Here is a 20,022-nt window from a genome sequence, read left to right as displayed (position 1 = left end):
CACGATGACAGCAACGGTTTTCGTTATAGGCCGTGCAGCAGCGTCAAGCTTAAAATCCCGGCATTTTGCGATAACGTGAAGCACTACGCAAACATTGGCGTCAACCGACCGTCGGTTAGTGCGCGAAATTGCCCGACAAGTTGCCCAAGGAGCAAACCCATGGCCTATTGGCTGATGAAATCCGAGCCCGACGAACTGTCTATCGAAGGCCTGGCCAAGCTCGGCGAGACGCGCTGGGATGGTGTGCGCAATTACCAGGCGCGCAATTTCCTGCGGGCAATGGCGCTCGGCGACGAGTTTTTCTTCTATCACTCCAGTTGCCCGGAGCCGGGGATTGCCGGGATTGGCCGGATCGTCGCGGCGGCGTACCCGGACCCGACAGCACTGGATCCCGAGAGCGCGTATCACGACCCCAAGGCCAGTGCCGAGAAGAATCCATGGAGCGCCTTGCAGGTCGCCCATGTGGAGACCTTTGGCAAGGTGCTGGGGCTTGGTTATCTGAAGCAGCAGGCCGAGTTGGCGGAGATGCCGCTGGTGCAGAAAGGCAGCCGATTGTCGGTGATGCCGGTCACAGCCGAACAGTGGGCAGCGGTTCTGGCCTTGCGCTGAGCCTACTGGCCTCTTCGCGGGCAAGCTCCGCTCCCACAGTACAGTGTCGATCATGGATTTTGTGCACGACACTGACCTAATGTGGGAGCGGAGCTTGCCCGCGAAGAGGCCGGCACGAACAACACAACATCCAACGATGCACCCTGCACTCGATTCAGGTTAGGCTTGCCGTTCATTTGACCAATATCAACGGGTTTCGCCGCGTATCCGGTCAAAATTGGACGCTACTGACGCAGGATGCCGTAATGTCGATGAATCAACACAGTTCCCGTCTTTTCGCCGCCGCCCTGCTCGTGCTGCTGGCCGCCGCCGGTGGCTTCGGCTACTGGAAATCCCTTCACGACCGCCTGCCCGAAGGCCTCGGCATGGGCAACGGCCGCCTCGAAGCCACCGAAGTACAGATCGCCAGTAAAACCCCGGGCCGGCTGGCCGAAGTGTTGGTCAACGAAGGTGACAAAGTCACCCAGGGCCAACTGCTTGCCCGCATCGACACCCGTACCCTCGAAGCCCAGCGCAACCAGGCTGAAGCCGAAGTGCTGCGCGCCCGTGAGAACTTCGCGGCGAACCAGGCCAACGTGCAACTGCGCCAAAGCGAATTGTTGCTCGCCGGCCAGGAGCTCAAGCGCTTTCGCGAACTGGCCCAGCGCGGTTTCGCCAGCGGCCAGGTGATCGACCAGCAACAGGCCCGCTACGATACCAGCAGCGCCGCGCTGACCGCCGCCAAGGCCCAGGTCTCGGCCACCAACGCCGCCATCGGTGCGGCCCAGGCCCAGGTCGCCCAGTTGACCAGCGAAATAGATGACAGCAGCCTGCGCGCCCCCCTCAACGGTATTATCCAACTGCGCCTGGCCGAACCCGGGGAAGTCCTCGGTGCCGGTGGCCGGGTGTTGCTGCTGATCGACCCCAACGACCAGTACATGAACCTCTACCTGCCCGCCTCCGTGGTCGGTCGCCTGACCCAGGGCGACGACGCCCGGGTCGTCCTCGACGCCCTGCCCGAACACCCGCTGCCGGCGAAAGTCGCCTTCGTCGCCGCCAAGTCGCAGTTCACTCCCAAGGAGGTGGAGACCCGTGACGAGCGGCAGAAACTGGTGTTCCGGGTCAAACTGCGCCTGAGCGAGCCCGCCGCCGTGCCCCAGGCCAAACCCGGCATGCCCGGCGCCGGCTACGTGCGCACAAGCCCCATGGACTGGCCGGCCAATCTGAAATGAGCGACCTGGCGCTGCAAGCCAGTGGCATCCAGCATCGCTACGGCGAGCAACAGGCCCTGATCGACATCACGTTCAGCCTGCCCGCCGGCACCCGCTGCGGCCTGATCGGACCGGATGGCGCCGGCAAATCCAGCCTTCTGGGGCTGATCGCCGGGGTCAAGAAGCTCCAGCAAGGCCAGTTGCAGGTCCTTGGCGGCGCCATCGACGAGCGCCGCCACCGCAGCAGCCTATATCCGCGCATCGCCTTCATGCCCCAAGGCCTGGGCGGCAACCTCTACCCCGACTTGTCGATCAGCGAGAACATCCGTTTCTTCGCCACCCTGTTCGGGCTGGGCAAGGCCGAATGCGACCTGCGCATGCACAACCTGCTGCGCGCCACCGACCTTGAGCACTTCAGCGAGCGGCCGGCCGGCAAACTCTCCGGCGGCATGAAGCAGAAGCTCGGCCTGTGCTGTGCGCTGATCCACGACCCCGACCTGCTGATCCTCGACGAGCCCACCACCGGCGTCGACCCGCTGTCGCGGCGGCGCTTCTGGGAACTGGTGGATGAGTTCCGCCGCCAGCGCCCGCAACTGACGCTGCTGGTGGCGACCGCCTATATGGAGGAAGCCGAACAGTTCGAGCACTGCCTGATGCTCGACCGTGGTCGCCTGATCGCCGCGGGCCTGAGCCAGGAACTGGCCGCCAGCACCGCGAGCGGCAAACTCGACGACGCCTTCACCCATTTCCAGGGCGACAGCGGCCACGACAACCAGCCCCTGGTGATCCCGCCGCGGGACGCCAAGCAAACCGATATCGCCATCGAAGCCCACGAACTGACCTTGCGCTTCGGCGACTTCACGGCGGTGAACAAGGTCAGCTTCGCTATCGGCCGCGGCGAGATCTTCGGTTTCCTCGGTTCCAACGGCTGCGGCAAGACCACCACGATGAAGGTTCTCACCGGCCTGATGCCCGCCAGCGAAGGCAGCGCCACGCTGCTCGGCAAACCGGTGGACGCCGCGGACCTGGCGACCCGCAAGCGCGTCGGTTTCATGTCCCAGAGTTTCTCGCTGTATGGCGAACTCAGCACCCGGCAGAACCTTGAATTGCACGCGCGCCTGTTCGACCTACCCAAGGCCGACAGCGCGACACGGATCGAAGAACTGATCCAGCGCTTCAATCTCGGCGAGATCGCCGACCAGCCGTCCGGCGCCCTGCCCCTGGGCCTGCGCCAGCGCCTGTCGCTGGCAGTGGCGGTGCTGCATCGCCCGGAAGTGCTGATCCTCGACGAACCCACCTCCGGCGTCGATCCGGCGGCGCGGGACGATTTCTGGCGCCTGTTGATCGAACTGTCGCGGGAACAGGGGGTGACGATCTTTCTCTCCACCCACTTCATGAACGAAGCCCAGCGCTGCGACCGTATTTCCTTGATGCATGCCGGCCAGGTGCTCGCCTGCGACACCCCGGACGCCCTGCAACGACAGTTCCACGGCGACACCCTGGAGGCCGCGTTTGTCCGCTGCCTGGAGCAAGCGCAGGACAGTTCGCCGGAAACGCAGGCCGGCAGTGGTGATACGGCGCCGCCGGCGTCCAGCCTGGCACCGAACAAGACCGGCTTCAGCCCCGCACGCCTGCTGGCCGTGGCCAGCCGCGAAGGCAAGGAACTGCTGCGCGACAAGGTGCGGCTGGCCTTCGCCCTGCTGGGATCGCTGTTCATGATGGTGATCTTCGGCTACGGGATTTCGCTGGACGTGGAGAACCTTGCCTTCGCCGTCTATGACCAGGACCAGACGCCGCAAAGCCGGGCCTACCTGGAAGCCTTCCGCGGCTCGCGCTACTTCGAAGAAAAAGCCCCGATCCGCGATGCCGCGCAACTGCACCAGCGCCTGCAACGTTCGGAGATCAAGCTGGCGCTGGAAATCCCCCCGGGCTTCGGCCGCGACCTGTATGCCGGGCGCCAACCCACGGTCGCCGCCTGGCTGGACGGCGGCATGCCGTTCCGCGCCGAAACCAGCCGCAACTATGTCGAGGCCGTGCACCAGGCCAACCTCGAACAACTGGCGGCGCAAAGCAGCCCGGCCTACGACGCCCGCCCCGCCGCCCGGCTGGAAACCCGCTTTCGCTACAATCAGGACGTGGTCAGCGTGAATGCCATCGGCCCCGGCGTCATGGCGCTGATCCTGGCGTTTATCCCGGCGATGCTCACCGCCCTGGGCATTGTCCGCGAGAAAGAGCTCGGTTCGATCACCAACTTCTACGCCACGCCCCTGACCCGCCTGGAGTTCCTGTTGGGCAAGCAGGCACCTTACCTGGTGGTGAGCCTGATCAACCTGGCCCTGCTGGTGGCGATGAACCGCTGGCTGTTCGGCGTGCCGTTCAAGGGCAGCGGCCTGACCCTGGCCCTGGGTGGCGTGCTCTATGTGCTGGCGACCACCGGCATGGGCCTGCTGATCTCGGCCTTCACCCGCACCCAGATCGCCGCGATCCTCGGCACCATGATCATCACCAGCCTGCCGACCATCCAGTTTTCCGGATTGATCGTACCGCGCTCGTCGCTGGACGGCGGTGCCGCGTTGATGGGCATGCTGTTCCCCGCCGGGCACTTTCTCGACATCGCCGTCGGCACCTTCACCAAGGCCCTGGACCTGCGCGAGCTGTGGCCGCAGTGCCTGGCGTTGTTCGGGTTCTTCGTCGCCTTTACCGGCCTGAGCCTGATCATGCTCAAGAAGCAGGAGGCCTGATGCACAAGCTCGCCCATATCCTGCGCCTCGGCATCAAGGAACTGACCAGCCTGCGGCATGACAGCGTCCTGCTGCTGTTCCTGTTCTATGCCTTCAGCGTGGCGATCTACATGCCCGCGGCCGGTTCGGTGATCGGCGTGCACAACGCCAGTGTCGCCTTGGTGGACGAGGACCACAGCGCGCTGTCGCGCAAACTGGGCGATGCCCTGCAACCACCGGAATTCCAGCGCCCGGCGGCGCTGGCCTACGACCGCCTGGACGCGGCTCTGGACAGCGGCCAGTACACCTTCGTGATCAATGTGCCGGCCAACTTCCAGAGCGACCTGCTGGCCGGCCGCTCACCCACCATTCAGGTCAACGTCGACGCCACCGCCATGAGCCAGGCGTTCATGGGCGCCGGCTATATCGGGCGGATCTTCCAACGCGAACTCCTCGAATACGGCGGCCAGGCCGACGCCGCGAGCCAGACGCCGGTGCTACTGACCAGTCGGGCGTTGTTCAACTCCAACCTGGAGGGCGGCTGGTTCCTGGCGGTGATCCAGATCGTCAACAACATCACCATCCTGGCGATCATCCTCACCGGCACCGCACTGCTGCGCGAACGCGAGCACGGCACCCTGGATCACCTGTTGGTGCTGCCGCTCACGGCCCTGGAAATCATGCTGGCGAAAATCTGGAGCAACCTGCTGGTGGTGGTGATCTGCACCTGGGTGTCGCTGGAGGTGATCGTCAAGGGCGCGCTGGGCGTGCCGTTGGCCGGCTCGATGGGGTTGTTCCTGGGGGTGACGGCGCTTTATCTGTTCGCCAGCACGGCGCTGGGGATTTTCCTCGCGACCCTGGCCCGCTCGACCCCACAGTTCGGCCTGCTGGCGATCCCGGTGATCATCCCGATGCTCCTGCTCTCCGGTGGCAGCACGCCGCTGGACAGCATGCCGACCTGGCTGCAATGGGTGATGCAGGGCTCGCCGTCGACACACTTCGTCAGCCTGGCGTCGGCGATCCTGTTCCGCAATGCCGGGGTCAGCGTGGTCTGGCCGGATGTACTGGCGCTGGCGACTATCGGCCTGGTGTTCTTCTCGATTGCCCTGGCGCGGTTTCGCAAGAGCCTGGCGTCCTGAGTTGCCACTCAGCCAAAGCCGAGCACGGTCTTGTGGCGAGCGGGCTTGCCCGCGCTGGGGGCGAAGCCCCCTAAAACCGGAGAAATGGGTGTGTCAGGTAGACCGAGATAGCCGGTTTCAGGGCCGCTTCACGCCCCGGCGCGGGCAAGCCCGCTCGCCACACGGGGCCCGGTATGCCTCTTGAGCGTTACTGAACGATCAGGTTATTGAACAGCAGGTCTTCGATCACCGGCTTGCCGGTTTCATCGCTCATCACCTGCTGAACCTGCTTCAGCGCTTCCTGACGCATCTTTTCCTTGGCTTCGACATTGCTCATCGACTCCACGGTCTGCTGGGCGAACAGTGCCACCAGTTGGTTACGGATCAACGGCTCGTTGGCCTTGACCGCCTTGGCCGCCTCGTCACCGGTCACGCGCAGAGCCACATCGGCCTTGTACACCTTGAGTTTCGGACTGCCATCGAGGCCATAGTTACCGACAAACGGCGGCGTCAGGCTGATATAGCTGACTTTCGGGCCCGCCGCTTGCCCTTCCTTGGCTTCTTCCGCCGCCACTGCCGCCAGTGGCAGGGACAGGGCCAACATCAACATGATCAACGCTTTCACAATTCGCTCCTTATCCGGTTTACGGTCTAGCATAGCGACCCGCACCGCCCTGCCCAAGCAAAAAGCTTATGGCGGGCTATCAGGGTGGGGCATGCTCGTTGACCCTTCTATTCACACACCTACACTTATCGGCCATCACTCCCAAAGGAATAGCCCGATGAAAGCCGTGCTCTGCAAAGCCTTCGGCCCCGCCGAAACGCTGGTGCTGGAAGAGGTCGCCAGCCCGGTGCCCGCGAAGAACGAGATCCTCTTGCAGGTGCACGCCGCCGGGGTGAACTTCCCGGACACGCTGATCATCGAGGGCAAGTACCAGTTCAAGCCACCCTTCCCGTTTTCCCCGGGTGGCGAGGCGGCCGGTGTGGTCGCCGCGGTGGGTGAAAAGGTCAACCACCTCAGGGTCGGCGACCGGGTGATGGCCCTGACCGGCTGGGGCAGTTTTGCCGAAGAGGTGAAAGTACCCGGCTATAACGTACTGCCGATCCCCGCCGCCATGGACTTCACCACCGCCGCCGCCTTCAGCATGACCTATGGCACCTCCATGCACGCGCTCAAGCAGCGCGCGCAGTTACAGCCGGGGGAAACCCTGCTGGTGCTCGGTGCCTCCGGAGGCGTGGGCCTGGCCGCCGTGGAAATCGGCAAGGCCATGGGTGCCCGGGTGATCGCCGCCGCCAGCAGTGCCGAGAAACTCGCGGTGGCCAAGGCCCTCGGCGCCGACGAGCTGATCAACTATGGCCTGGACAATCTCAAGGATGAAATCAAGCGCCTGACCGACGGCAACGGCGTCGACGTGATCTACGATCCGGTCGGCGGCGATCTGTTCGACCAGGCCATCCGCTCCATCGCCTGGAATGGTCGCCTGCTGGTGGTGGGTTTTGCCAGTGGGCGCATCCCGGAGCTGCCGGTGAACCTGGCGCTGCTCAAGGGCGCCTCGGTGGTCGGGGTGTTCTGGGGCTCGTTCGCTCAGCGCCAACCCCAGGACAACGCCGCCAACTTCCAGCAATTGTTCAGTTGGTACGCCGAGGGCAAATTGAAGCCGCTGGTGTCGCAGACTTATCCACTGGCGCTGGCCGGCCAGGCCATCAACGACCTGGCCCAGCGCAAGGCTGTCGGCAAAGTGGTGGTGCAGGTGCGCTGAGCACCTGACAACAGTTTCACCCGGCAAGACGACTGAATACCGTTATATTTTGCCCTTGATCGAGGCGCGCTCATGACGGGCGCGCCCCTGTGTCCCATCGAGGCAAATCCATGCTCAAACTGCTACAGCCCCTGCTGCCCGGTGTACTCGCCTTCTGCGCGCTGGTCCTCGCCACACCGGCCATGGCCCAAAAGGACGACGGCCTGCGCGACGTCACGGTACTGATCGTCCGCCACGCGGAGAAACCCGACCAGGGCCGCGGGCTCAGTGCCGCCGGAGAACATCGGGCCCAGGCCTACGCCAGCTACTTCGATCCCTTGTCGCTGGACGGCGCGCAACTGACCCCGCAACGCCTGATCGCCACCCGCGACAGCAAGGAAAGCGACCGCCCGCGCCTGACCCTCACGCCGTTGTCGCAGCACCTGAAACGGCCTATCGAACAACCTTATGCCGACGAAGAAGTCGACAAGCTGGTCAAGTCCCTGGGCAAGGACAACAGCGCGTCGGTGGTACTGATCGCCTGGCACCACGGACATATCGACAATCTGATCGAAGCCTTCGGCGGCGATGCGAAGAAGCTCACCGGGTACAAGCGCTGGCCGGAAGAGGTGTATGACTGGCTGATCGTGCTGCGCTTCGACCATAAAGGGCAACTGATCGAATCCCGCAGCGAGAAAGTCCAGGAACCGCCATTTCCCGGCTGAGACGCAGAAGGAGCGACACTAGACCTCGTAGTGTCCTTTCGGGCTCATCGTGAGCCCCAACTGCCGATGCCAGCCCGGATTCAAACCGAGCACGTAGTCGAAGCTCAACTGACGGAGCAACTGCTTCAGATCCTGCACACTCCGGGCGCAATAAGCCTCTTCATGGGGCGTAAAGAACAGGCAGGGAAAATCAATATCGTAAACCAGCGGCCGGCCCGCTTCGTCGCTGTGATGCACCACATCACCGCCTTGATAGCCTTGCGAACGAACCGCTGCGTTCAGGGCTTTTCGGAGCAGGTTGAGACGCGGCGTCATGTTGCCCCGATGCGGATCCTCATGCTGATCGAAAAAACTCTCGTCGTAGCGCCAGCGATCACTGCCCGGCACCCTGCGCCGGTCCGCCCCTGAACGGGAATAGCTGGCGCGTCCGGGAAAGACCGCCCACAGGTCATAATCGCAGGTGGTCGCGGCCCGATAAGTAGGGCGCACCTCCTCCGGGCAAGCGGGATCGACGATGGCCATGACCGGGAGCAGGTCTGTCCGATCCGGCGTCTGATTCAGACCCGTCAGGCTATTGGACAACCGGCGCTCTTGCGGCCCATAAAACACGCCCCAAAGTCCCTCGCCCCTGGCGCCGGCAACCGAAGTTGTATATTTCAAGATAAAGTTCATGCAAAGGCCCAGCGGTCCGTGCGCCGTATAACGCATTTCCTGGTGATTACCACCCACCAACGTCATGCACTTCAACGGGCCCTCCAACGCTTGACGGCGGTGATCGGTAATATACAAGGGTGCTTCGTCCGCGCCAAAGTCCACGGCCTCTTGCAGTGCTTCTCGCTGACTGGAGAAGTCCGGGTTCTTGGTGAATCGCGGGTCCGCCAGAACAAACCCGGCCATTGGCCCCCAGGTGCAACTTTTGGCTTTATTGTGAAACCCCTTGGTGGCATAACTTTCCAACAACAAACCAGTGGCACAAGGCCCCACGGCCCGCACGGCAATGACACAGTTGTGAGCGTCGGCCACACGCTGAAAGGCCCGACCATGCTGTATTGGCATACCGGTACTGATAATGGCGGACAGGCCACGGGTTATATTCAGTTTCATCTATAACTTCACTCGACCGCAAAAGATCAGTTGTTATAGCACCGCCCCAGCAAACGGATAAACGTGAACAATGAAACAATTCTTGAACACGAAACCGCCCAATAAAACATTAACCAGCCCATCGATAACGCCTGCCACATCGATATCAAATAGCGCTTTTGACGACGATAAAAATAACCAGGTATATTTCCCCTTACTTCTTTTAATAGTTATGCCGGCCACTCGATCATCGACATGATCGCACTGCGTTACATGGGTTTACCGATCCATCGAAGCGAACACGATCCCTTGTGGGAGCCGGTTTGCCGGCGACGGCGGCCGGATAGTCGATGCAGGACTTACCGGCCTCATCGCCGGCAAGCCGGCTCCTGCAGGTTCGTGGCGTGCTTGGTATTAGTGAGAAGCCGAGCGGCAGCGCTTGAGTCGCGCCTCCAGGTTGCGATCCGGCATGGCGTGGCTGCGCAAGGCGCTGGCGGTCTGCTCGACGTAGTCGCGGGTGGTGCCATAGCGCCCGCAGGCGCTTTCGAATACCTGGTTCAGTACATGGTCCGGCAGGTTGCCGGCATAACTGGGCAGGTGCCGCTCCAGCACAAAGCCCAGCGCCTGAACCGTCTGCCCCGAGACCAGGCGACAATTGAGCCAGTGCGGTCGATAGGACGGCACCGGCATCTCCCGCTGCCACAAGGCATAGAGCGACGCTTCCAGTTGATCGTCCGGCAGGCGATAGGCAAAACCGCTACAGGAACCGCCGCGGTCCAGGCCGAACACCAGCCCCGGAAACTCTGGCGTACCCCGGTGCTCATGGGACCACAGGTACAAGCCCCGATGGTAACCATGAACCCGCCCGCGTACCCGCTCCACGGCGGAGCACTCGGGACGCCAGATCAACGAGCCGTAGGCGAACAGCCAGACCGGTCCGCCCTTGTGCCGGGCCATGGTGGCCTGCATGGAGCAGAGCAGTTGCTCGTGGGTCAGTTGCGCCCCCAGCTCCAGGCGCGGCGGATAGGCCAAACTCGACAACGCAGGATCGATAGCGGTCATGACAAATTGCGTGGGGTTCCTGATCATTACCAGTTGTAAGTCACTTTACCGTAATAAAACGCGCCGCTGTAACCGTACGGCGAAAAAGTGCTGCAGGTCAGGATGCCGCCGTTATCGATGTAGCCATTGCTGACTCGATGGAGGCCAGCGGCCCGGCGGCTATATATCTTAATGTCCCGTAACAAATAAATTAAATATTAAAATCGCATAACGATAAGCTAAACATCGCGTACGGGAAAAACCCTACATACACTTCAGAGGCCACGGTCTGACAATCCGATTTCGACTTACGTATAACGGCCGCCTACTTCAATCGCTACGTTTCACCAGGGGCCAATGACCATGAAGCAATCATTCCTTATTCGGGGCTTGTGCCTGTTCCTGCTGGCGCCCGCCGTCTGGGCGTCGAACGATTCGAACGGTGCGGACAAGGGCTTCTGGTACCTGCAGACCAGCGTCGTCACCCGGCATTTCTCACCGGACCCGGACCACACCAATCACCAGGACCTGATCGGCCTGGAACGCAATGACGCTTCGGGGTTTCTTTATGGGGCAGCGACATTTCGCAACTCGTTCAGACAACGCTCGTATTACGCTTATGCCGGCAAGCGGTTCGAGAGCACCAATTATCCGGTGTACCTGAAAGTCACAGGTGGCTTGCTGCAGGGTTACAAAGGCGAATATCGCGACAAGATCCCCCTGAACCACTTGGGCGTTGCACCGGTGATCATTCCTTCCGTCGGCACCCATTACGGGCCGGTGGCGGCGGAGGTGGTGTTGCTGGGTTTTAATGCGGCGATGCTTACCGCCGGGGTGCGTTTCTAAGGGTTTAGCGGTCTTGAGGGCCTCAGTGGCGAGGGGGCTTGCCCCCGTTGGGGCGCGAAGCGCCCCTAAAAGCTAACACCTCGTTTTACCTGATACTCCTCGATCACTGGTTTCGGGGCTGCTTCGCAGCCCAGCGCGGGTAAGCCCGCTCGCCACAAGGTGTCACCCGTACAGGAGCAACTGCGGGGTTAGGGCCTGGGCGCATAGGCAAACACATCGGCACGCATCTGGTGCGCATCCATCCCGGCGTTCACCAGTGCATCCAGCGTCGCATAAATCATCGCCGGCGAGCCGCTGGCATAGACACTCACCCCCGACAGGTCGGCAATGTCTTCGCGGACCGCTTCATGCAGCATGCCGCAACGCCCTTCCCAACCACACAAATCGCTGACCACCTTGTGCAGGAACAGATTCGGTAGCTGCTTCCACTCGTCCCAGTGCTCCAGCGTGTAGAAATCCTCGGGCCGACGCACGCCCCAGTACAAGTGCACCGGGTGCTGGAAGCCAGCGGAACGGCAATGCTCGATCAGGCTGTTCATCTGCGCCATGCCGGTGCCCGCGGCGATCAGCACCAGCGGTCCATCGGGCAGTTGGGCCAGGTGGGTATCGCCAAACGGCAACTCGACCCGCGCCATGCCGTTGCGCTGCAACTGCTCGATCAAACTCTGGGCGCTGGCCTCACGCACCAGCACATGCAACTCGAGATCACGTCCGGCGTGCGGTGCCGAGGCCAGGGAAAACGCCGATTTCTCGCCGTTGTCGCGCTCGATCATCAGGTACTGGCCAGCGTGATAACGCGGCGGCTTGCCCGCCGGCGCGCGCAGGCGCACACGCCAGACATCGCCGCCGATCTCGGCGCATTCGATCAACTGGCAAGCCAGTTTGCGCACCGACAGCTCCCCCTGCGCGAGCACGCCATCCCAAAGCAGCACACAGTCTTCCAGGGGTTCGGCGATACAGGTGTAGAACTCGCCATGGTCACGCACGTCGCCGGCCTGCGCGACCCGCCCTTCCACCAGCAGCGCCGCGCACACATGGCAGTTGCCGTTGCGACAGCTTTGCGGGCAGTCATAGCCCAGGCGCCGGGCACCGTCGAGAATCCGCTCGCCGGGCCGTATCTCAAGGACGGCGCCGGACGGCTGCAAGGTCACACGCATCAATCTATTCCTAACTGATTCCAAATGGCATCGACCCGTCGGGTCACGGCCTCATCCTTGACGATCACCCGGCCCCACTCACGCGTGGTCTCGCCGGGCCATTTGTGCGTGGCATCGAGCCCCATCTTCGAGCCCAGGCCGGACACCGGCGAGGCGAAGTCGAGGTAGTCGATCGGCGTGTTATCGATCATCACCGTGTCGCGCTTGGGGTCCATGCGCGTGGTGATGGCCCAGATCACGTCGTTCCAGTCGCGGGCATTGATATCGTCGTCGGTGACGATAACGAACTTGGTATACATGAACTGTCGCAAAAACGACCAGACGCCCAACATGACGCGCTTGGCGTGGCCCGGATACGACTTCTTCATGGTGACGATGGCCATGCGGTACGAGCAACCTTCCGGCGGCAGGTAGAAGTCGGTGATTTCCGGGAACTGCTTTTGCAGGATCGGTACGAACACTTCGTTCAGTGCCACACCGAGAATCGCCGGCTCATCCGGCGGCCGGCCAGTGTAGGTGCTGTGGTAGATCGGCTTGATCCGGTGGGTGATGCGCTCCACGGTAAACACCGGGAAGCTGTCGACTTCGTTGTAATAGCCGGTGTGGTCGCCATACGGCCCTTCCGGGGCCATTTCGCCCGGATGAATCACGCCCTCCAGAACGATTTCCGCCGAAGCCGGCACTTGCAGGTCATTGCCGCGGCATTTGATCAGCTCGGTACGGTTGCCCCGCAGCAAGCCGGCAAAAGCGTATTCGGAGAGGCTGTCCGGCACCGGGGTCACCGCGCCGAGAATGGTCGCCGGGTCCGCGCCCAGGGCCACGGACACCGGGAACGGCTGGCCCGGGTGTTTCTCGCACCACTCGCGATAATCCAGCGCACCGCCACGGTGGCTGAGCCAACGCATGATCACCTTGTTGCGGGCGATCACCTGCTGGCGATAGATGCCGAGGTTCTGGCGGTCCTTGTTCGGTCCTTTGGTCACCGTCAGGCCCCAGGTGATCAGCGGCGCGACATCGCCCGGCCAGCAATGCTGGACCGGCAACTTGCCGAGGTCGACATCATCGCCTTCGATGATGATTTCCTGGCAGGGCGCGTCCTTGACCACCTTCGGTGCCATGGCAATGATCTTGCGGAAGATCGGCAGCTTGGACCAGGCGTCCTTGAGTCCCTTGGGCGGCTCCGGCTCCTTGAGGAAGGCCAGCAACTTGCCGATTTCCCGCAGTTCGCTGACCGCTTCGGCGCCCATGCCCAGGGCCACGCGCTCGGGCGTGCCGAACAGGTTGCCGAGCACCGGAATATCAAAACCGCTGGGCTTTTCGAACAGCAGCGCCGGTCCCTTGGCCCGCAGGGTGCGATCGCAGACCTCGGTCATTTCCAGGATAGGCGACACTGGAACCTGGATGCGCTTGAGTTCGCCGCGCTGTTCCAGGCCGCTGATAAAGTCGCGCAAGTCGCGATACTGCATGCGTGAGCCTCGTAGATCCGTGGCGTTCGGGGTGGGCAGTTTACCCGGTTCGCCCCGATATCGCGCAATCGAACAGCGCCCGGACAGCAAAAAGCCGGGTTTCCCCGGCTTTTGCGGCCCTGCTCGACTTACTTGCGTTTCATCGAGAGGAAGAACTCATCGTTGGTTTTGGTCTGTTTCAGCTTGTCGATCAAGAACTCGATGGCCGCGACTTCATCCATCGGATGCAGCAGCTTGCGCAGGATCCACATGCGCTGCAGCTCGTCGTCGGCAGTCAGCAACTCTTCGCGGCGGGTGCCGGAACGGTTGATGTTGATCGCCGGGAAGACGCGCTTTTCAGCGATCTTGCGGTCCAGGGGCAGTTCCATGTTGCCGGTACCCTTGAACTCTTCGTAGATCACTTCGTCCATCTTCGAGCCGGTTTCAACCAGCGCGGTGGCGATGATGGTCAGCGAACCGCCTTCCTCGATGTTACGCGCGGCACCGAAGAAACGCTTTGGCTTCTCCAGGGCGTGGGCATCGACACCACCGGTCAGGACCTTGCCGGAGCTCGGGATCACGGTGTTGTAGGCACGCGCCAGACGGGTGATGGAGTCGAGCAGGATCACCACGTCCTTCTTGTGCTCGACCAGGCGCTTGGCCTTCTCGATGACCATTTCGGCCACTTGCACGTGACGGGTTGGCGGCTCGTCGAACGTCGAGGCGACCACTTCGCCGCGCACGGTGCGCTGCATTTCGGTCACTTCTTCCGGGCGCTCGTCGATCAGCAGAACGATCAGGTGCACTTCCGGGTTGTTGCGGGTGATGTTCGCCGCAATGTTCTGCAGCATGATCGTCTTGCCGGCTTTCGGCGGCGCCACGATCAGGCCGCGCTGGCCTTTGCCGATCGGTGCACAGAGGTCGATCACACGACCGGTGAGGTCTTCGGTGGAACCGTTGCCGGCTTCCATCTTCATGCGTACGGTCGGGAACAGCGGGGTCAGGTTCTCGAAGAGAATCTTGTTCTTCGCGTTTTCCGGACGATCGAAGTTGATCGTGTCGACCTTGAGCAGAGCGAAATAACGCTCGCCTTCCTTCGGCGGACGGATCTTGCCGACGATGGTGTCACCGGTGCGCAGGTTGAAGCGGCGGATCTGGCTCGGCGAGACGTAGATGTCGTCCGGGCCGGCCAGGTAGGAGGCATCCGAAGAGCGGAGGAAGCCGAAGCCGTCCTGGAGGATCTCCAGCACGCCATCACCGGAGATTTCCTCGCCGCTTTTCGCGTGCTTTTTCAGCAGGGAGAAAATCACATCCTGCTTGCGCGAACGGGCCATATTTTCTATGCCCATCTGTTCGGCCAATTCGAGCAGTTCGGTAATCGGCTTTTGCTTGAGTTCAGTCAGATTCATATAGGAATGACGTAATCATTTATGGAGGGGGGAGAAATTAAGCTTTTGGCTTAATGAGGCCGCGCCGCAGAGAAGGCGACAGGATCGCGTACTTGTTCGAAAAGGAGTGCGTCGGCGACGGCTTGCAGGGGGCAGTGGAGAAACCAGTGCGGGGCCGAATGTAACACCTGCAATTCTGGACGTCTAGCCCCTGACAACGAAAAAAGCCCCGCTATTTGCGGGGCCTTTTTTGACGATGCCGACCTTACAGGTGGGCGTCGAGGAAAGCCGTCAGCTGGGACTTGGACAGCGCGCCGACCTTGGTCGCTTCGACGTTGCCGTTCTTGAACAGCATCAGCGTTGGGATACCACGCACGCCATGCTTGGCCGGGGTTTCCTGGTTTTCGTCGATGTTCAGTTTGGCGACGACCAGTTTACCTTGGTAGGTCGTGGCAATCTCGTCCAGGACCGGGGCGATCATCTTGCAGGGACCGCACCATTCAGCCCAGTAGTCGACCAGTACAGCGCCTTCGGCCTTGATTACATCGGCCTCGAAGCTAGCGTCGCTAACGTGTTTGATCAGATCGCTGCTCATGGAAGTCTCCAGGTTGTAAGCAAAAAACGTCGCTCATCATAGCTGGCCTTCCTACGTACAGGAAGCCGCAGTTGATTGAGTCTAACTATGACAAATCATCAGTTTGGGTATAGCCCAATCCGATTTCTTCTGCACAAATGCACGCGCGTGAGCACCGCCGCGCCTTGCAGGAGCCTGGCTCCTACAGGGTCCGTGTCAGCCTCGGTCGGGACGATCAGCCGGGCGTGACGAAGACAATGCCGGTGCGCAGGGCCGCGTTGCGCACATGCTCCTGCATCGCCTTCTGTGCCGGGCCCGAGGCGCGCCGCGCCAGGGCGCGGAGAATCTTGCGGTGCTCCTGCCAGGTTTCCATGGCCCGCTCCGCCCGGATGAACGGCAGCTTCTGGCTTTCCAGGAACAGCTCGGCGCTGGCGCTGAGGATGCCGACCATGGCCTGGTTGCCACTGGCCAGCAGGATGCGCCGGTGAAAATCGAAGTCCAGCCGGGCGGCCGCGTTGAAATCTCCGGCCTTGAGTTCCAGCCGCAGGGCCTCGACATTGTCCTCCAAGGCATCCAGCTCATCGGCGCTCAAGGTCACCGCCGCCAGGCCGGCGGCAAAGCCCTCCAGGGCATAACGCAACTGGAAGATATCTTGCGCCGATGCCTGGGCCGCGAACGGCCACGCCAGGCCGCCGGCCGCCGGCGCCAACTCCACCGGCGCCTGCACGAACACGCCCTTGCCCGGCTGCACACTGATCACCCCCAGGGCACTCAGGGACGACAGCGCCTCGCGCAGCGACGCCCGACTCACCCCCAGCCGGAGCGCCAGGTCGCGCTGCGAGGGCAGCACGTCGCCCGGGCCGAACCCCTCGTCGGCAATCAGTTTGCGAATGGCTTGCAGCGCCACTTCCGGGACGGCGCGGGAGATCGAATTCATTGTTTTTTTCAGCTGTTGGTCCGGGAAAACGCTAGTTGTAAAGCTATTGGCAAGATCCGGCAAGTCACGCCCAGCACTGGTTCAGCGCCACGAGCCCATGCTCGATAAGGGTGCGAAAGCCGCGCAACTGTTCAGACCAGTAAGACCATGAAAAACCCAGCCATACCAGCAGGGACACGGCTTCGGCCAAGTGTGGCATGGGCTGTGCACTGCCCCGGACAGAGATCGCCCTTCTGGATTCGGAGAGACGCCATGACCAAACGCCGCAGCACCCTGCTCACCGCCTTGCTGGCCAGCCTGATGCTGAGTCAGGCCCCCGCCCACGCCAATGGCCTGGACGACATCATCGCCCGTGGCACCCTCAAGGTCGCCGTGCCCCAGGACTTCCCACCGTTCGGCTCGGTGGGCCCGGACATGAAACCCCGCGGCCTGGACATCGACACCGCGAAGCTGCTGGCCGAACAACTCAAGGTCAAGCTGGAACTGACCCCGGTCAACAGCACCAACCGCATTCCGTTCCTCACCACCGGCAAGGTCGACCTGGTGATCTCCAGCCTCGGTAAAAACCCCGAGCGGGAGAAGGTCATCGACTTTTCCCGTGCCTACGCGCCCTTCTACCTCGCGGTCTTTGGTCCGCCAGACGCCAAGATCAACGGTCTGGGTGATCTCAAGGGCAAGACCATCAGCGTCACCCGTGGCGCCATCGAGGACATCGAGCTGACCGCCGTGGCGCCCGAGGGCGTGACCATCAAGCGCTTCGAGGACAACAACACCACCATCGCCGCTTACCTGGCCAAGCAGGTCGACCTGATCGCCAGCGGCAACGTGGTGATGGTCGCCATCGCCGAACGCAACCCGAAACGTATCCCCGCCCTGAAGGTCAAGCTCAAGGACTCGCCGGTCTACGTCGGGGTGAACAAGAACGAGCCGGCGTTGCTGGAAAAAGTGAACCAGATCCTCGCCACGGCCAAGACCGACGGCAGCCTGGAGAAGAACGCCCAGTTGTGGCTCAAGCAACCGCTTCCGGCCGATCTCTGATCGCGCTCGCCTGAGGTCCGCTCCATGGCTTATCAGTTCGACTTCCTGCCGGTGCTGCACAACGCCGACCTGCTGTTGCGCGGCGCCCTGTTCACCCTGGAGCTGACCGCCATCGGCACTTTGCTCGGGGTCAGCCTGGGCATTGTCGGGGCCGTGGTCAGGGCCTGGCAGATCCGCCCCTTCGCGGCGATCTTCGGCGTCTACGTCGAATTGATCCGCAACACACCGTTCCTGGTGCAGCTGTTTTTCATTTTCTTCGGCCTGCCGTCCCTCGGCCTGCAAATTTCCGAGTGGCAGGCCGCTGTACTGGCAATGGTGATCAACCTCGGCGCTTATTCCACGGAGATCATTCGCGCCGGTATCCAGGCGATCCCCCGCGGACAACTGGAAGCCGCCGCGGCACTGGCCATGACCCGCTTCGAAACCTTTCGCCATGTGGTCCTGCTGCCGGCGCTGGGCAAGGTCTGGCCGGCCCTGAGCAGCCAGATCATCATCGTCATGCTCGGCTCGGCGGTCTGCTCGCAGATCGCCACCGAGGAGCTGAGCTTCGCCGCCAACTTCATCCAGTCGCGCAACTTCCGCGCCTTTGAAACCTACACCCTGACCACCCTGATCTACCTGGTCATGGCGCTATTGATCCGCCAGTTGCTGAACTGGCTGGGGCGCCGTTACATCACGAGGAACCGCTGATGGATTTCACCTTGTGGGACATCCTCGACAACCTGCTGGTGGGCCTGCAATGGACTATCGCCCTGTCACTGGCGGCCTTTGCCGGCGGCGGGCTGATCGGCCTGCTGGTGATGGTCCTGCGCATCAGCGACAACGGCTTTGCCCGGGGTTTCGCCCGGGCCTATATCGAGCTGTTCCAGGGCACGCCGCTGCTGATGCAACTGTTCATGGTGTTTTTCGGCGTGGCCTTGCTCGGGGTGGATATCTCGCCCTGGCTGGCGGCGGCCATTGCCCTGACGCTGTTCACCAGCGCCTACCTGGCGGAGATCTGGCGCGGCTGCGTCGAATCGATTCCAGGCGGCCAGTGGGAAGCCTCGGCGAGCCTGGCCCTCACCCCGTATGAGCAACTGCGCCATGTGATCCTGCCCCAGGCGCTGCGCATTGCCGTGGCGCCGACCGTGGGCTTTTCGGTACAGGTGATCAAGGGCACGGCCGTGACCTCGATCATCGGCTTCACCGAACTGACCAAGACCGGCGGCATGCTCGCCAATGCCACTTTCGAACCCTTCATGATCTATGGCCTGGTAGCCCTCGGTTATTTCCTGCTGTGCTACCCCCTGTCCCTCAGTGCGCGCTACCTGGAAAGGAGACTGCATGCCGCTTCTTAGAGTTTCTGCCCTGCATAAGTACTACGGCGATCACCATGTGCTCAAAGGCATCGACCTCAGTGTCGAGGAAGGCCAGGTGGTGGCGATCATCGGTCGCAGCGGCTCGGGCAAGAGCACCCTGCTGCGTACCCTCAACGGCCTGGAGTCGATCAACGACGGGGTGATCGAGGTCGACGGCCACTACCTGGACGCCGCCCGCGCCGATTTGCGCAGCCTGCGGCAAACGGTGGGCATGGTGTTCCAGCAGTTCAACCTGTTCCCGCACCTGAGCGTCGGCGAAAACGTCATGCTCGCGCCCCAGGTGGTGCAGAAAATGCCCAAGGCCAAGGCCGCCGAGCTGGCGCGGCAGATGCTCGAACGGGTCGGGCTGGGGGAAAAGTTCGACGCCTTCCCGGAGCGCCTGTCCGGCGGCCAGCAGCAGCGCGTGGCGATTGCCCGGGCCCTGGCGATGTCGCCCAAGGTGCTGCTGTGCGACGAAATCACCTCGGCCCTGGACCCGGAACTGGTCAATGAAGTGCTCAGCGTGGTCCGCCAGTTGGCGAAGGAAGGCATGACCCTGATCATGGTCACCCACGAAATGCGCTTCGCCCGGGAAGTCGGCGACAAGCTGGTGTTCATGCACCAGGGCAAGGTGCATGAAGTGGGCGACCCCAAGGCGCTGTTTGCCCGTCCGCAAACGCCGGAGCTGGCGAATTTTATCGGCAGCGTCGAACAGCCGGCCTGACGCGCAATGTTGTTCACTTGAGAATGATTGATTAATCCTTGAACAGCTGAAAAATCCGGAGTCTGACAAAGGCCCCGGATTTTTTATGCCTGTTGCGCGGGACTTAAACATCGCATTGGAAACATCGGGCCAATCCCTTGTTCGACTGGATGAATTTGTAGGCCACCTCTTTAAATTAGCCGGAAATTTCTCTGAGATGTTTAGGGGGCTAGAAATGCGCGTTTGAGATCACGCATGGTGCTGAGCAAGAAAGCAGTACCCGCACGTGTCGCTACTTTTTCTTTACTTGGCTATCAAAAGGAATTGATGGGGTGGCACGGGTCTGTTTAGACCGAGTCTACCGCCATGGAT

At 62.1% G+C, this 20,022-nt stretch carries 19 protein-coding genes; 11 read left to right on the top strand and 8 right to left on the bottom strand.

Annotation, left to right across the window (positions count from 1 at the left end):
- Positions 1 to 159: 159 nt before the first annotated feature.
- From M5B99_RS25575 to M5B99_RS25560, 4 genes are all read left to right on the top strand, one after another.
- Positions 160 to 609, top strand: coding sequence for an EVE domain-containing protein (locus M5B99_RS25575; protein WP_248806667.1), 450 nt, complete (start codon positions 160 to 162; stop codon positions 607 to 609).
- Between the two features lie 245 nt (positions 610 to 854).
- Positions 855 to 1,820 carry an HlyD family secretion protein gene (locus tag M5B99_RS25570; protein ID WP_248806666.1) on the top strand — a complete coding sequence of 322 codons (966 nt, stop codon included), beginning with the start codon at positions 855 to 857 and terminating at the stop codon, positions 1,818 to 1,820.
- The gene (rbbA, locus tag M5B99_RS25565) at positions 1,817 to 4,540 is read left to right on the top strand and encodes a ribosome-associated ATPase/putative transporter RbbA (protein WP_248806665.1); all 2,724 of its coding nucleotides are present in this window, start codon (positions 1,817 to 1,819) and stop codon (positions 4,538 to 4,540) included. The genes M5B99_RS25570 and rbbA overlap by 4 nt, the downstream gene beginning before the upstream one ends.
- Entirely contained in the window at positions 4,540 to 5,658 is a 1,119-nt protein-coding gene (locus tag M5B99_RS25560) for an ABC transporter permease (protein ID WP_248806664.1), read from the top strand. Before rbbA ends, M5B99_RS25560 begins: the two co-directional genes overlap by 1 nt.
- A 187-nt stretch (positions 5,659 to 5,845) precedes the next feature.
- Here M5B99_RS25560 and M5B99_RS25555 read toward each other — a convergent pair whose 3' ends face one another.
- On the bottom strand, positions 5,846 to 6,295 hold the full coding sequence (locus M5B99_RS25555) for a flagellar basal body-associated protein FliL (RefSeq protein WP_248806663.1): 450 nt from the start codon (positions 6,293 to 6,295) through the stop codon (positions 5,846 to 5,848).
- A 124-nt stretch (positions 6,296 to 6,419) separates the two neighbouring features.
- Here M5B99_RS25555 and M5B99_RS25550 point away from each other — a divergent pair, with 124 nt between their 5' ends.
- Positions 6,420 to 7,397: an NADPH:quinone oxidoreductase family protein gene (locus M5B99_RS25550; protein ID WP_248806662.1), complete on the top strand. Its 978-nt coding sequence runs from the start codon at positions 6,420 to 6,422 to the stop codon at positions 7,395 to 7,397.
- A 110-nt stretch (positions 7,398 to 7,507) separates the two neighbouring features.
- Positions 7,508 to 8,101 (top strand): flagellar basal body-associated protein FliL, encoded by a 594-nt coding sequence (locus tag M5B99_RS25545; protein WP_248806661.1) that lies wholly within the window; start codon positions 7,508 to 7,510, stop codon positions 8,099 to 8,101.
- Positions 8,102 to 8,119: 18 nt separating this feature from the next.
- Here M5B99_RS25545 and M5B99_RS25540 read toward each other — a convergent pair whose 3' ends face one another.
- A complete protein-coding gene (locus M5B99_RS25540; RefSeq protein WP_248806660.1) occupies positions 8,120 to 9,205 on the bottom strand; it encodes a CyaA/EF/ExoY family adenylyl cyclase toxin in 1,086 nt (361 codons plus the stop codon).
- Between the two features lie 393 nt (positions 9,206 to 9,598).
- On the bottom strand, positions 9,599 to 10,246 hold the full coding sequence (locus M5B99_RS25535) for a gamma-glutamylcyclotransferase (RefSeq protein WP_248806659.1): 648 nt from the start codon (positions 10,244 to 10,246) through the stop codon (positions 9,599 to 9,601).
- Positions 10,247 to 10,588: 342 nt separating this feature from the next.
- Between M5B99_RS25535 and M5B99_RS25530 the strand changes: the two genes are divergently transcribed.
- Positions 10,589 to 11,071, top strand: a complete 483-nt coding sequence (locus M5B99_RS25530) for a sn-glycerol-3-phosphate transporter (protein WP_248806658.1) — start codon at positions 10,589 to 10,591, stop codon at positions 11,069 to 11,071.
- A gap of 188 nt (positions 11,072 to 11,259) precedes the next feature.
- Here M5B99_RS25530 and M5B99_RS25525 read toward each other — a convergent pair whose 3' ends face one another.
- From M5B99_RS25525 to M5B99_RS25505, 5 genes are all read right to left on the bottom strand, one after another.
- Positions 11,260 to 12,228, bottom strand: a complete 969-nt coding sequence (locus tag M5B99_RS25525; protein WP_248806657.1) for a CDP-6-deoxy-delta-3,4-glucoseen reductase — start codon at positions 12,226 to 12,228, stop codon at positions 11,260 to 11,262.
- A complete protein-coding gene (gene ubiD / locus M5B99_RS25520; protein ID WP_248806656.1) occupies positions 12,228 to 13,694 on the bottom strand; it encodes a 4-hydroxy-3-polyprenylbenzoate decarboxylase in 1,467 nt (488 codons plus the stop codon). The genes M5B99_RS25525 and ubiD overlap by 1 nt, the downstream gene beginning before the upstream one ends.
- Before the next feature lie 128 nt (positions 13,695 to 13,822).
- Positions 13,823 to 15,082 (bottom strand): transcription termination factor Rho, encoded by a 1,260-nt coding sequence (gene rho, locus M5B99_RS25515; protein ID WP_100942095.1) that lies wholly within the window; start codon positions 15,080 to 15,082, stop codon positions 13,823 to 13,825.
- A gap of 244 nt (positions 15,083 to 15,326) precedes the next feature.
- Positions 15,327 to 15,656 carry a thioredoxin TrxA gene (gene trxA / locus M5B99_RS25510; protein ID WP_248795011.1) on the bottom strand — a complete coding sequence of 110 codons (330 nt, stop codon included), beginning with the start codon at positions 15,654 to 15,656 and terminating at the stop codon, positions 15,327 to 15,329.
- Between the two features lie 214 nt (positions 15,657 to 15,870).
- The gene (locus M5B99_RS25505) at positions 15,871 to 16,572 is read right to left on the bottom strand and encodes a FadR/GntR family transcriptional regulator (RefSeq protein WP_248806655.1); all 702 of its coding nucleotides are present in this window, start codon (positions 16,570 to 16,572) and stop codon (positions 15,871 to 15,873) included.
- A gap of 252 nt (positions 16,573 to 16,824) precedes the next feature.
- Here M5B99_RS25505 and M5B99_RS25500 point away from each other — a divergent pair, with 252 nt between their 5' ends.
- Genes M5B99_RS25500 through M5B99_RS25485 form a run of 4 tightly spaced genes read left to right on the top strand, consistent with a single transcriptional unit; the run spans position 16,825 to position 19,671 of the window.
- Complete coding sequence (locus tag M5B99_RS25500; RefSeq protein WP_248806654.1) at positions 16,825 to 17,610, top strand: transporter substrate-binding domain-containing protein; 786 nt, start codon at positions 16,825 to 16,827, stop codon at positions 17,608 to 17,610.
- 24 nt (positions 17,611 to 17,634) lie between these two features.
- Positions 17,635 to 18,300, top strand: coding sequence for an amino acid ABC transporter permease (locus M5B99_RS25495; RefSeq protein ID WP_248806653.1), 666 nt, complete (start codon positions 17,635 to 17,637; stop codon positions 18,298 to 18,300).
- Positions 18,297 to 18,947: an amino acid ABC transporter permease gene (locus M5B99_RS25490; protein ID WP_248806689.1), complete on the top strand. Its 651-nt coding sequence runs from the start codon at positions 18,297 to 18,299 to the stop codon at positions 18,945 to 18,947. Before M5B99_RS25495 ends, M5B99_RS25490 begins: the two co-directional genes overlap by 4 nt.
- Complete coding sequence (locus M5B99_RS25485) at positions 18,934 to 19,671, top strand: amino acid ABC transporter ATP-binding protein (protein ID WP_248806652.1); 738 nt, start codon at positions 18,934 to 18,936, stop codon at positions 19,669 to 19,671. The genes M5B99_RS25490 and M5B99_RS25485 overlap by 14 nt, the downstream gene beginning before the upstream one ends.
- Positions 19,672 to 20,022: the final 351 nt, after the last annotated feature.

Origin of the sequence: Pseudomonas sp. MWU13-2100 (assembly GCF_023242365.1) — a bacterium.
GTDB lineage: Bacteria > Pseudomonadota > Gammaproteobacteria > Pseudomonadales > Pseudomonadaceae > Aquipseudomonas.
Note: the sequence above shows the minus strand (reverse complement) of the source record. Positions and strands in the feature narration are given on the sequence as shown.